This is a genomic window from Stenotrophomonas sp. GD03819 (genome assembly GCF_029841665.1).
In the GTDB taxonomy this organism is placed as follows: domain Bacteria; phylum Pseudomonadota; class Gammaproteobacteria; order Xanthomonadales; family Xanthomonadaceae; genus Stenotrophomonas; species Stenotrophomonas geniculata.
In genome coordinates this window covers 1-11,223 of the sequence record NZ_JAOCEW010000067.1, presented here as the reverse complement: position 1 = coordinate 11,223, position 11,223 = coordinate 1, and the positions used below count along the sequence as shown (strand labels likewise).

At 67.9% G+C, this 11,223-nt stretch carries 14 protein-coding genes; all 14 read right to left on the bottom strand.

Going from position 1 to position 11,223, the window contains the following annotated elements; translation table 11 throughout:
• Positions 1-20 precede the first annotated feature (20 nt).
• Positions 21-812 (bottom strand): flagellar biosynthetic protein FliR, encoded by a 792-nt coding sequence (gene fliR / locus N5D45_RS22310; RefSeq protein ID WP_043395550.1) that lies wholly within the window; start codon positions 810-812, stop codon positions 21-23.
• 13 nt (positions 813-825) lie between these two features.
• The gene (locus tag N5D45_RS22305; RefSeq protein ID WP_005413254.1) at positions 826-1,095 is read right to left on the bottom strand and encodes a flagellar biosynthetic protein FliQ; all 270 of its coding nucleotides are present in this window, start codon (positions 1,093-1,095) and stop codon (positions 826-828) included.
• 51 nt (positions 1,096-1,146) lie between these two features.
• Positions 1,147-1,926 carry a flagellar type III secretion system pore protein FliP gene (fliP, locus tag N5D45_RS22300; RefSeq protein ID WP_010482439.1) on the bottom strand — a complete coding sequence of 260 codons (780 nt, stop codon included), beginning with the start codon at positions 1,924-1,926 and terminating at the stop codon, positions 1,147-1,149.
• Between the two features lies 1 nt (position 1,927).
• Entirely contained in the window at positions 1,928-2,347 is a 420-nt protein-coding gene (fliO, locus tag N5D45_RS22295) for a flagellar biosynthetic protein FliO (RefSeq protein WP_010482437.1), read from the bottom strand.
• Positions 2,344-2,679: a flagellar motor switch protein FliN gene (fliN, locus tag N5D45_RS22290; RefSeq protein ID WP_005409543.1), complete on the bottom strand. Its 336-nt coding sequence runs from the start codon at positions 2,677-2,679 to the stop codon at positions 2,344-2,346. Before fliN ends, fliO begins: the two co-directional genes overlap by 4 nt.
• Positions 2,676-3,680 (bottom strand): flagellar motor switch protein FliM, encoded by a 1,005-nt coding sequence (gene fliM, locus N5D45_RS22285; RefSeq protein ID WP_010482429.1) that lies wholly within the window; start codon positions 3,678-3,680, stop codon positions 2,676-2,678. Before fliM ends, fliN begins: the two co-directional genes overlap by 4 nt.
• A 10-nt stretch (positions 3,681-3,690) precedes the next feature.
• Complete coding sequence (locus N5D45_RS22280) at positions 3,691-4,206, bottom strand: flagellar basal body-associated FliL family protein (RefSeq protein ID WP_228355307.1); 516 nt, start codon at positions 4,204-4,206, stop codon at positions 3,691-3,693.
• Positions 4,207-4,398: 192 nt separating this feature from the next.
• Entirely contained in the window at positions 4,399-5,544 is a 1,146-nt protein-coding gene (locus N5D45_RS22275; protein ID WP_279939644.1) for a flagellar hook-length control protein FliK, read from the bottom strand.
• Positions 5,544-6,011, bottom strand: a complete 468-nt coding sequence (fliJ, locus tag N5D45_RS22270; protein ID WP_010485935.1) for a flagellar export protein FliJ — start codon at positions 6,009-6,011, stop codon at positions 5,544-5,546. Before fliJ ends, N5D45_RS22275 begins: the two co-directional genes overlap by 1 nt.
• Positions 6,012-6,014: 3 nt before the next feature.
• Positions 6,015-7,400 carry a FliI/YscN family ATPase gene (locus tag N5D45_RS22265; RefSeq protein WP_228355309.1) on the bottom strand — a complete coding sequence of 462 codons (1,386 nt, stop codon included), beginning with the start codon at positions 7,398-7,400 and terminating at the stop codon, positions 6,015-6,017.
• Entirely contained in the window at positions 7,397-8,038 is a 642-nt protein-coding gene (locus N5D45_RS22260; RefSeq protein ID WP_010485931.1) for a FliH/SctL family protein, read from the bottom strand. Before N5D45_RS22260 ends, N5D45_RS22265 begins: the two co-directional genes overlap by 4 nt.
• Positions 8,035-9,021, bottom strand: a complete 987-nt coding sequence (gene fliG / locus N5D45_RS22255; protein WP_228355363.1) for a flagellar motor switch protein FliG — start codon at positions 9,019-9,021, stop codon at positions 8,035-8,037. The genes N5D45_RS22260 and fliG overlap by 4 nt, the downstream gene beginning before the upstream one ends.
• 7 nt (positions 9,022-9,028) lie before the next feature.
• The gene (gene fliF, locus N5D45_RS22250; protein ID WP_010485928.1) at positions 9,029-10,675 is read right to left on the bottom strand and encodes a flagellar basal-body MS-ring/collar protein FliF; all 1,647 of its coding nucleotides are present in this window, start codon (positions 10,673-10,675) and stop codon (positions 9,029-9,031) included.
• Between the two features lie 13 nt (positions 10,676-10,688).
• Positions 10,689-11,054 carry a flagellar hook-basal body complex protein FliE gene (gene fliE, locus N5D45_RS22245; protein ID WP_228355310.1) on the bottom strand — a complete coding sequence of 122 codons (366 nt, stop codon included), beginning with the start codon at positions 11,052-11,054 and terminating at the stop codon, positions 10,689-10,691.
• Positions 11,055-11,223 lie beyond the last annotated feature (169 nt).

Sequence of the window (11,223 nt, the reverse complement as noted above, 5' to 3'; positions counted from 1 at the left end):
AGTAAAACGTGATGATCAGGTCAGTGTGTGACCGCGTCCGCAGCCTGGAAGGCGGCATCGAACAGGCGCTGTACCGGCGGACCCATTTCCCCGGCCAGCAACGCCAGCAGGAAGAGGCCCAGCAGCAGCGAGACCGGCAGGCCTAGCTGGATCGGGTTCAGCGCCGGGGCGGCCCGGGCCAGCACGCCGAACGCCAGATTCACTGCCAGCATCGCCACGGTCAGCGGGATCGCCAGGGTCAATGCGCCGCGCAGTACGGTCAGCAGGAAGGTCGGGGCGATGCTGAAGAAGGCGTGCGGGTCGGGCAGCGGCGCGCCGATCGGCAGCGCCCGGTAGCTGTCCACCACCAGTGAGATCAGCGCCAGGTGCCCGTTGGCGGTGAAGAACAGCAGGCCGAACAGCAGATAGAACCACTGGCCGATCACGCCCGAGGTGCCGCCACGCAGTGGGTCACTCATCTGCGCGAAGGCCAGGCCGGTGCCTTGGGCAATCAGTTCGCCGGCCATCGCCCCGGCCTCGAACACCAGTCGTAGCAGGAAGCCGATGGACACGCCGATGGCCAGTTCGCGGGCGATGGTCAGGACCGTGGCGGCATCGAAGCCCGTCCAGTCCGGTACTGGCGGCAGCAGCGGCGCCAGCGCGATGGCCAGGGTCCCGGCCAGCACGACGCGCACCCGCGCGGGAACGGCACGGGTGCCGACCATCGGCATGGCCATGGCCACGGCACCGATGCGCAGCATGGTCCACAGCACGGTGCCGATCATGCCGAAGGCCTGCAGGCCGTCGGCTGCCATCTGGGTGGCGGCGTCCATCGAAGCGCGTGTCCTAGCCGATCAGGTGTGGAATGCGCTGGAACAACAGCGTGGTGAACTCCACCAGGTGGCCGATCAGCAGGCTGCCCAGCGCGAACAGCACCGCGGTCAGCGCCGCCGCCTTGGCGACGAAGGCGATGGTCGGTTCGTTGAGCTGGGTCGCGGCCTGCACCACGCCCACCACCACGCCCACCACCAGCACGGTGAGCAGCAGCGGGCCAGCCACCCACAATACGGTGATCAGGCCGCCACGCAGTTCGGTCAAGGCAAGTTCGGGAGACATTCGGATTCCATCTGCTTATGTAGAGTCGAGCCAGGCTCGACTGCCTTTCGATCACGCCGGATTGAAGCTCGCCGCCAACGTGCCCACGGTCAGCACCCAGCCATCCACCAGCACGAACAGCAGGATCTTGAACGGTGCCGACACCAGCATCGGCGACAGCATCATCATGCCCATCGACATCAGCACGCTGGCCACGACCAGGTCGATGATCACGAACGGGATGAAGATCAGGAATCCGATTTCGAAGGCGGTCTTCAGTTCGCTGGTGACGAACGAGGCGACCAGCACCGGGAACGGAATCGCATCGGGGCTGGCGTAGGTGCCGTGCCCGGCGATGCCGGCGAAGGTCATCAGGTCGGTCTCGCGGATCTGCGCAAGCATGAAGGCGCGCAGCGGCGAGGTGGTCAGCGTCCAGGCGGTCTGGAAGTCGATCTCGCCATTGAGATAGGGCGCCATGCCGGTGCTCCAGGCCTTGTCCCAGGTCGGCAGCATGATCATTGCGGTCAGGAACAGCGCCAGGCCCAGCAGCACCTGGTTGGACGGCGTCTGGCCGGTGCCCAATGCCTGGCGCAGCAGGCCCAACACGATGATGATGCGGGTGAACGAGGTCAGCACCAGCAGCATCGACGGGATCAGGGTGATCGCCGTCATCAGCAGCAGGGTCTGCAGCGGCAGGCTGACCGGCGCACCGCCGATTTTGCCGACGTTGATGTCCGGCAGCGGCGTGGTCGGGGCGCCCGGGGCGGCCAAGGCCAGTGCCGGCAACAGGCACAGGGCAAGCATCAGCAGCCACGGCATCAGGGTGGCAAGACGGGTACGGGTGACACGCATGTCAGGGGTCCTTGCGCAGCCGCTGCTGCAGCAGCTGGGCGAAATTCGGCAGGTTCTTGAAGTCCGGCACGCGCACCGGTGCCGGCGGCGGCAGCGGTTCGGGCAGGGTATGCAGGGTGTTGATGCCGCCGGCGGTGACGCCCAGCAGCAGTTGCTGGCCATTGACCTCGACCACCACCACGCGTTCCTTGGCGCCGACACTGAGGCTGGCCACCAGCTTCATGCCTTCGGCCGGGCGGAAGCCGCTGCCGGGCATGCGCTTGAGCAGCCAGCCCAGGCCGACGACCAGGGCCAGCACGGCCAGCAGCGCCAGCACCGCACCGAACAGGCTGGGTGCGGCGGCCGCATGCTGGCCGACCTGCGGGCCAACCGGGGCGGCGGTCTTGCCGACCGCCAGCAGGGTGGAGGCCAGCAGGCTCAACGCAGTCTCCGGATCCGCTCGCTCGGGCTGACCACATCGGTCAGGCGCACGCCGAAGCGGTCATTGATCACCACGACTTCGCCATGGGCGATCAGGGTGCCGTTGACGAACACATCCAGCGATTCGCCGGCGCCGCGTTCCAGTTCCACCACCGAACCCTGGTTGAGCTGCAGCAGGTTGCGGATCGGCAGGCGGGCGCGACCGACTTCCAGCGACAGGGTCACCGGCACGTCCAGGATCACGTCCAGGTTCAGGTCAGGACCGTTCGCCTCATCGGCCTGCAGGCTGCTGAACTGGGCCGGGGTCGGTTCGAGGGCGTCGATATCGTTCATTGCGGGTCTTCCTGGATGACGGGTGCGCGCGGGCGGGTGCCCGGCGGATGGGTAGCGGTGATCTTCACGGCGTTCATGCCGTTGGCGATGCCGAATTCGCCGGTGAACACGGGAATGTTCTCCACGCACAGCGGCACCTGCGGGCTGAGTTCGATCGGCAGGATGTCGCCGACCTTCAGCTGGGTCAGGTCGCGCAGGGTCATGCGCTTGCTGGCCAGTACGCTGGACAGGGTCACCTCGGCGATGTTGAGCTGTTCGCGCAGGGTCTGGCCCCAGCTCTCGTCGCGGTCATTGCGGTCGCTCTGGATGCCGGCGTCGAGCAGCTCGCGGATCGGCTCCAGCATCGAGTACGGCAGGGTCACGTGGATGTCGCCGCCACCGCCGTCGAGCTCGACGTGCAGGCGGCACACCACCACGTACTCGCGCGGCGTCACGATGTTGGCGAAGTGCGGGTTGATTTCCGAGTTGATGTACTCGAAGTCGACATCCATCACCGGTGCCCAGGCTTCGCGAAGGTCGGCGAAGGTCTGCTTCAGCAGCAGGTGGATCACCCGCATTTCGGTGGCGGTGAACTCGCGGCCTTCGATGCGGGTGGGGTAGCGCCCGTCGCCGCCGAAGAAGTTGTCGACGATGGCGAACACCAGGGTCGGTTCGAACACGATCAGGCCGGTACCGCGCAGCGGCTTGAAGCGGATCAGGTTCAGGTTGGTCGGCACATACAGCGAGTGCATGTAGTCGTTGAACTTGATCAGCTCGATGCCGCGCACCGACAGTTCGGCCGAACGGCGGATCAGATTGAACAGGCCGATCCGCCACAGCCGCGCGAAGCGCTCGTGGACCATTTCCAGGGTCGGCATGCGACCACGGATGATGCGGTCCTGGCTGGCGAAGTCGTACGAACGCGCTTCGCCGGACGGCGGTTCCGGATCGGTCTCGACCGCACCACTGTCCACGCCGTGGAGCAGGGCATCAATCTCGTCCTGGGACAGCAGGTCATTCATCGGTGGGCCCTTACTGGGTCACGAAGCTGGTGAACAGCAGATCGTCGGCGCCGTTGCTGCCGGTCTCGGCCTTGAGCACCTTCTGCACTTCGGCCAGCGAGGCGGCCTGCAGCTTCTGCTTGCCGGCGACATCGGCGATCTGGTCGGGGCTGACCTGCGAGAACAGCATCAGCAGGCGCGCGCGGATGGCCGGTGCGTGGGTCTTGATCGCTTCCAGCGCGGTCGGGTCACGGGTCATCAGCTGCACTTCCAGCTGCAGGTAGCGCGGGCCGTCGATGGGGCCGTTGAGGTTGACCACGAAGGCTGGGTCCAGCGCGAAGTACTGCGCCGGTGCCGGGGTGGCGGACTTCTTCGGGGCCTGCGCGGTCTTCTCTTCCGGCTTGGACTGGGTGAAGAACCAGACGCCGCCACCGGCGGCTGCGGCGGCCAGCACGGCCACCAGGGCGGTGATCAGGATCGGACTGCGCGGCTTGGCGGCCTTGTCCTTCTCGGCGGTCTTCTTGGTTTTGTCAGCGGCTGCGGCCACGGGGTGAAGCTCCTGAGGGTTGCTTCACCGGGATATGCAAGGGGTGTGCCGAAGGCGGAGGAGAGGGGTGCGACGGAATTCCGTCGGTGTGCCGGTGGGGCCGTGCGGAGCAGGCTCCGCACCCACCAACGCGATACTGGCTGGTGCCAACCGCCCCGCTCTGGTGGGTGCCGACCTTGGTCGGCATGCCTTTCAGGCGTACGCGTCCAGCAAACCGCGCTGGCGGATCAGCTGGGCCGACGACACACTGCCATCGCCCGGCGACGGTTCTCCGTCACCGGCCATGCCGGCGGCGCCGGATTGCCCCGTCGCATTGCCGTCACCGCCGGGGGCCTGGTGGCCGACATCGGCATGAGCAAGCTGGAAGCCCTGTTCGCCCAGCAGTTCACGCAGCCGTGGCAGGCTGCTTTCCAGTGCCTGGCGCACGTCCACATGCGGGCTGCTGAAGCTGGCGTGCACCTTGTCGCCGTTCAACTGCAGGCGCACGTCGACCGGACCCATGTCGTCCGGACTCAGCCGGATGTGGGCATGGCCGATCTTCTGGTCGGCCAGCCAACCCAGGCGCGCACCGATTGCCTGGTCGAAACCATCGTCGCCGAGCACCGGCTTCGGTGTCGGTTCGCCATTGAAGATGGCATTGCCCGTGGCCAGCGCGGCCTTCAGATCCTGCACAGCCGCGTTGCCCGGTGCATGCAGCAGCGGCGCCGTGGCGCGGTCGCCGATGAGGGTTGCGTCGCTGCCTTCACCGCGCTCGCCGCGCTTGCCGGGCAGCACCAGCTCAGGTAACGGCAGAGTGGTCGCCTGGTCGGCCCCATTGGGGGCTTCGCCTTCGGCGGTGGCCGTAGCGGTCGCCGCTGCTGTGGAGGGCAGGGCTGCTGCGACCGGCAGTGCAGCGGGCGAGGGCAGTGCATTGCCGTCTGCATCGGTGGCCGTCGCCACTGCTGGCAGAGCAGCGGCAGGATCGGCAGGCGTCGGTACCGCCAGTACCAGTCCTGCCAGGCCGAGCGGCGGCCATGGGGCTTCCTCGGTCGTCGCCGAGGCGTCCTTTTCGGCAGCGGGCCTGGCTTGCACCGGGGGCACCGTCGCCGCGGTCTCTTCGGGTACGGCAGCGCTGTCCGGCCTGCGCTCGGCGCTGGACTGGCCATTGCTGTCGGATGCCGCCCCCTGTGCAGGCGACGTGGGCATGTTCGAGGGCCTGGAGGATCCATCGGCGCCCGGCGCACCACCCTGCAGCAGCTGGCTGAAATCCTTGCTGCCCTCACCGCGTGGCGCGCGTGTTGCGCTGCTGCCGGAATTCTGCGGCTGCGCGTTGGCGCTGCCGGCCAATGGCGGGGGCATCACGAGCGGCCTCCCTGCTCGGCGCCGTCCTGGTCTTCGATCTGTACCAGGCGGGCGCGGCGGGCACCGATGTCATCCATCTCGCGCTGGTCGCGGCGGTCCGTCACCACCTTCTCCTGTGCGCGGTAGCTGGCGGCCAGTTGTTCCAGCACGGCCTTGTCACGGCTGGCCAGGATCAGCCGGGCGCGCTCGGCTTCCACCTTCTCGCGGTTGCCATTGACCGTGGCCTGCTGCTGTTCGACCGCACTGTCGAGGCGGTCGAGAAACGCGCGCCGGTTCAGCAGCTGCGCCGGGCTGGTCGCCGCCATCTGCGCATTCGCATACTCCTCGGCGTAGCGGCGCAGTTCGTCCAGTCGCGACAGATGGGTATCGAGCACGCGCTGGCGTTCGGCCAGATCGCGGGCCACCGCGTCCTCGTGTTCCTGGGCCCGCTTAAGCAGGGGATCGATGCGCTTGGACTGGTTCATGGCTTAACTCTCTTGTTCCACCAGGCGCTGCAGCGCCGCCTGGCTGTGCGGGAGATCTGCGGCCTTGGCAACGTCCTGGCCGAGGAACTCCATGATTTCCGGCCAGCGTTCCAGGGCTTCGTCGGTGGCCGCGTCGTTGCCGCGCTGGTAGGCACCGATGGCGATCAGGTCGCGGTTGGCCGAGTAGGCCGAGACCAGTCGCTTCAACTTGCGGATGCGCAGGCGCCACGGCTCGTCGGCGATTTCCGTGACCACACGGCTGACCGACGATTCGACGTCGATGGCCGGGTACAGGCCGCTGTCGGCCACGCGCCGCGAGAGCAGGATGTGGCCGTCGAGGATCGCGCGCGCTGCATCGGCGATCGGATCCTGCGGATCATCGCCTTCGGTCAGCACCGTATAGAACGCGGTGATCGAGCCACGGCCCTTGGCGCCGTTGCCGGCGCGTTCGACCAGTGCCGGCAGCTTGGCGAACACCGACGGTGGGTAACCGCGGGTGGTCGGCGGCTCGCCGACCGACAGACCGATCTCGCGCTGCGCCTGGGCGAAGCGCGTCAGCGAGTCCATCAGCAGCAGCACATTCAGGCCCTGGTCGCGGAACCATTCGGCGATGGCGGTGGCGCGGTAGGCGCCGTGCAGGCGCGCCAGTGGCGGTCGGTCGGCGGGGCTGGCCACCACCACGGCGCGGCGCAGTCCTTCTTCGCCCAGCGTGGTCTCGACGAAATCGCGGACTTCGCGGCCACGTTCACCGATCAGGCCGACCACGATCACGTCGGCGGCGGTGTAGCGGGTCATCATGCCCAGCAGCGTCGACTTACCGACGCCAGAACCAGCGAACAGGCCGACACGCTGGCCGCGGCCGATCGGCAGCAGCGCGTTGATCGCACGCACGCCCACGTCCAGCGGCTGGGTGATCGGTTCACGTGCCAGCGGATTGATCGACATGCCGGCCATGCCTACATGGCCCTCGGCGCGGATCGGGCCCTTGCCGTCCAGCGGCACGCCGTCGCTGTCGATGACGCGGCCGAGCAGGCCTTCGCCCACTTCAACGCCGCCACGGCGTGCGGACGGCACCACCCGCGCATTGGGCAGCAGGCCGTGCAGTTCCGCGCTCGGCATCAGGTAAGTGCGCTCGCCGGCGAAGCCGACCACTTCGGCATCGACCCAGCCACCATCGACCACTTCCACCTTGCAGCTGGCACCCAGCGGCGCTTCGCAGCCGACCGCTTCCAGGGTCAGTCCGACCGCGCGGCGCAGCACGCCTTCGCGGATCAGGCCACGGCCATGGGCGGTATCCACGCGCAGGCCATCGAGCCGACGGGCCAGGCGCAGGTTGCGGGCGATGGCCCAGTCGGCCGGTGGCGGCGTCGGCTGCGGATCGGGGGTCATGCATTGGCTCCGGTCTGGCGGATCACCGCGTCCAGCGCGCCGCGCAGGCGGGCTTCCAGGGTGCCGTCGATGCGCACGGCTTCGGCGTGCACGCGAAGATCGCCGCGGCTGAGGCTGGTGTCTGGCACCAGGCGCTGTTGTGGCGGCAGGCTCAACAGCGGGGCGAGGGCGGCGATGTCGTCCGGGTGCAGTCGCACTTCGACCTCGCGGGTGCTGCCGCCCACCGCGTCGATCGCCTCACCGACCAGCTGTGCCAGCAGTGCCGGGTCAGCTTCGTAGGCGCGGCCGACCAGCGCGCCAGCGATGCGTACCGCCAGTTCGCCCAGTGCGCCGACGACTTCGTTCTCCAGCCGCACCAGCGGTCGGCTGAAGTTGTCGAGGATGCCTTCGATCTGCGCGGCGAGGCGACGCACTTCCGCCTGTCCCTGGCCGTAACCTTCGCTATGGCCGTGCTGGAAGCCTTCCTTCTCGGCGCTGTCCTGGATGGCCTGGATTTCCTCCAGGGTCGGCAGCTGCAGCGGTGGCTCGGGTTCGTGTTCCGGGTCCGGCTCGGTGAGTTCGAACGCATCCTCCTGATCCAGCACCGGGTCGGGCTGGGCCAGCAGGTCCGGGGCAAGCCAGCGCACGACGTTGCTCACAGCATGGCCTCCGCGCTGCCACCAATGGTGACGGCGCCTTCATCGGCCATGCGCTTGACGATGGCCAGGATCTCGCGCTGCGCGCCTTCCACGTCGGACAGGCGCACCGGGCCACGGGCTTCCATGTCTTCCAGCAGGATCTCGGCCGCGCGCTGCGACATGTTGCGGGTGATCTTGTCGCGCACCTTGATGTCGGCACCGCGCAGGGCCAGGCCCAGGCGCTCGCCGCTCACTTCGCGCAGCACCAGCTGCATCTCGCGGTCGTCCAGATCCACCAGGTCGTCGAACACGAACATCAGGTCCTGGATGCGGTTGCTCAACGGCGCATCGATGCGGGCGATTTCGCCCAGGATCGCCTGGTCCTGGCCGCTGTCCATGAAGTTCAGGATGTTGGCCGCGCACTGCACGCCGCCGATGTTGGACGACTTCAGGTTCTGGTTGCCGGCGAACTGGCGCTCCATGATCTCGTTGAGTTCATTGAGTGCGTTCGGCGGAATGCCGTCGAGCGTGGCGATGCGCAGCAGCACGTCCACGCGGGTGCGGTCCGGCAGCAGCTTCAGCGCGTCGGCGGCCTGGTCGGTTTCCAGGTGCGCCATCACGATGGCGATGATCTGCGGGTGCTCGTTGCGCACCAGATCGGCCACCGCGCGCGGGTCCATCCACTTCAGCGCGTCCAGCCCGGTGGTGTTGCGGCCGAGCAGGATGCGGTCGATCAGGTTGCCGGCCTTCTCGCTGCCCAGCGCCTGCACCAGCATGTTGCGGATGTAGTCGTCCGAGCCCACGCCCAGCGAGGTCTTCGAGCCCAGTTCCTGGCCGAACTGGTCCATCACCCGTTCCACCTGTTCGCGGGTGATGTCGGTCATGGTGGCCATGGCGATGCCGATCTTCTGCACCTCCTTGGGTTCCATGTGGCGCAGCACTTCGGCTGCATCCAGCTCACCCAGAGACAGCAGCAGCACGGCCGCGCGCTGCACGCCGGTCAGTTGTGCCTCAGTCATTGGCCACCCAGCCCTTGACCACCTGGGCCACGCGCTTGGAGTCGGTCTTCACGGCTTCACGCGCCATCCGCAGTCGTTCCTCATATGAATCCACCGGCAGGGCCAGTGCATCCGGCCCGCCCAGGCTGGCCCGGTCGGCGCCCAGCGCCGGCAGCGGCATGCCATCGTCATCGACCAGCTGCACGTCCGCGGTGTGCGGTTCCAGTGCCTGTTCGTCGTTCTTCCTGTTCTGGCCGGTGATCGCACGCAATGCCGGGCGCAGCACGCCGAACAGCAATGCCAGCACCACCACGGCGCCCAGCAGCATGCGGCCGGCATCGTGCACCCACGGCAGCTCCCACCAGGCCGGGCCTTCGACCGGCGTGGTATCACGCACGAACGGGGCGTTCATCACCGACACGGTATCGCCACGCTCGGCATTGAAACCGACGGCCTGCTTGACCAGTGCCTCGACGCGGGTCAATTCGGCGGCCGACAGCGGCTGCGGGCTGACCTTGCCGTTGGCGCCGGCGCGCGGCACGTTGTCCACCAGGACCGCCACCGAGACGCGCTTGATGCGGCCCGCCGGCTGACGGGTGTGCTGCAGGGTGCGGTCCAGCTCGTAGTTGCGGGTCGCGTTCTTGCTGCTTTCGGTCGGCGCCTGCGCGGTGGCCGGCGCGGCCTGCTGGCCCGGCGGGCTGTTGCTGGTCGCGCCCGGCACGCCCTGCGGGCCCGGGGTGCTGGTGGTGTTCTCGCTCATCTGCTCGCTGCGCAGCTTCTGCGGTTCGCCGTTGTAGAGCTCACGGGCTTCCTCGGTTACCGAGAAATCCATGTCCACGCTCACTTCCGGGTTGACGCGGCCGGGGCCGGTCATCGGCTCCAGCAGCTCGCGGATGCGCTGGTTGAACGAGGTTTCCTGGCGGCGCACCTGTTCGAACTGGGCAGCGTTGACCGCCGCCTCACTGTTCGGGTCGCTGACGCTGAGCATGCGCCCGCTCTGGTCGACCACGGTCACCCGTTCCGGGGCGAGATCCGGGATGCTGGCCGCGACCATGTGCACGATGGCGTCCACCTGGCTGCGTTCCAGCTGCTGGCCGCCACGCAGTTCCAGGGTCACCGAGGCGCTGGCCACGTCACGCTGGCGGGTGAAGGCGCTGGGCTTGGGAATGGCCAGGTGCACGCGCGAATCGCGCACCGGGCGCAGCGTGTTGATGGTGCGCGACAGCTCGGTTTCCAGCGCATGCTGGTAGCGCGCGCTTTCGACGAACTGGCTGACGCCGAAGCCCGGGTCGCGCTCCATCAGCTCGAAGCCGAGCTTGCCGCTGTCGGTCAGGCCGGAGCCGGCCAGCTTCAGGCGCGCGTCGTGCAGGTTCTTTTCCGGCACGGTGATGCCACCGGTGGCCGGGTCGAGCGCGAACGGAATCTGCGCGGCGCGCAGCAGGTCGGTCGCTTCAGCGGTCGCCTTCTGGTCCAGGCCGGTGTACAGCGGGACCATGCCCGGCTTCTGCGACCAGAAGAACACGGACAGGCCTGCCGCCACCGCCACCGCGATCATCGCCATCAGGCCCAGCCGACGGGTGATCTGCAGACTCTGCAGGCGGTCGAACCATTGCCCGGCCTTTTCGGCGTTCAGGCTGTCCTTGGAGAGCGTCAGTGCCATGCGTCTCTATTCCTTACAGCGGCATGTTCATCACGTCCTGGTAAGCCTGGACGAGACGGTTGCGGACTTCCACGGTGGCGCGGAAGGCGATCTGGGACTGCTGCGAGGCGACCATCACCTTGGCGAGGTCGGCGCTGGGGTCGCCCATTTCGAAGGCTTTGGCGAGGGCGCCGGATTTCTGTTGCGCATCGTTGACGCCGGCAATCGCACCACGCAGGGTTTCGGTGAAGCTGGGCGGCTGGGCCTGCGGCGCGTCCAGCACCGTGCCCGGCAGGGCGTTGCTGCGCGGCGTTTCGCCCAGCGGGTTGAGCGCCGGCTGCCCCATCTGGGTCTGATAGGAGCGGATCTGCGAAAGGATCGAAGTGACGGAGTGGGACATCTGCAACGGTTCCAGAAACAGGGATGGGGTTGTCTGCTGGAGCCAGTGCAAGTGCCGTGCCGAAACCGGTTTTCGATTCAGTGAGGTGAGGGTGTGGGTGTGCTGGCAGGGCTGCGCCCTGCACCCGCCGAAGCAACCGCAAAGGCCGGAGCAACGGCAGACGCTGGCT

What these genes read in the sequence shown, in the direction of transcription:
- fliR (WP_043395550.1), bottom strand. Translation starts at nt 812, where the DNA reads ATGGACGCCGCCACCCAGATGGCAGCCGACGGCCTGCAGGCCTTCGGC.
- N5D45_RS22305 (WP_005413254.1), bottom strand. Translation starts at nt 1,095, where the DNA reads ATGTCTCCCGAACTTGCCTTGACCGAACTGCGTGGCGGCCTGATCACC.
- fliP (WP_010482439.1), bottom strand. Translation starts at nt 1,926, where the DNA reads ATGCGTGTCACCCGTACCCGTCTTGCCACCCTGATGCCGTGGCTGCTG.
- fliN (WP_005409543.1), bottom strand. Translation starts at nt 2,679, where the DNA reads ATGAACGATATCGACGCCCTCGAACCGACCCCGGCCCAGTTCAGCAGC.
- fliM (WP_010482429.1), bottom strand. Translation starts at nt 3,680, where the DNA reads ATGAATGACCTGCTGTCCCAGGACGAGATTGATGCCCTGCTCCACGGC.
- N5D45_RS22275 (WP_279939644.1), bottom strand. Translation starts at nt 5,544, where the DNA reads ATGCCCCCGCCATTGGCCGGCAGCGCCAACGCGCAGCCGCAGAATTCC.
- fliJ (WP_010485935.1), bottom strand. Translation starts at nt 6,011, where the DNA reads ATGAACCAGTCCAAGCGCATCGATCCCCTGCTTAAGCGGGCCCAGGAA.
- N5D45_RS22265 (WP_228355309.1), bottom strand. Translation starts at nt 7,400, where the DNA reads ATGACCCCCGATCCGCAGCCGACGCCGCCACCGGCCGACTGGGCCATC.
- fliF (WP_010485928.1), bottom strand. Translation starts at nt 10,675, where the DNA reads ATGGCACTGACGCTCTCCAAGGACAGCCTGAACGCCGAAAAGGCCGGG.
- fliE (WP_228355310.1), bottom strand. Translation starts at nt 11,054, where the DNA reads ATGTCCCACTCCGTCACTTCGATCCTTTCGCAGATCCGCTCCTATCAG.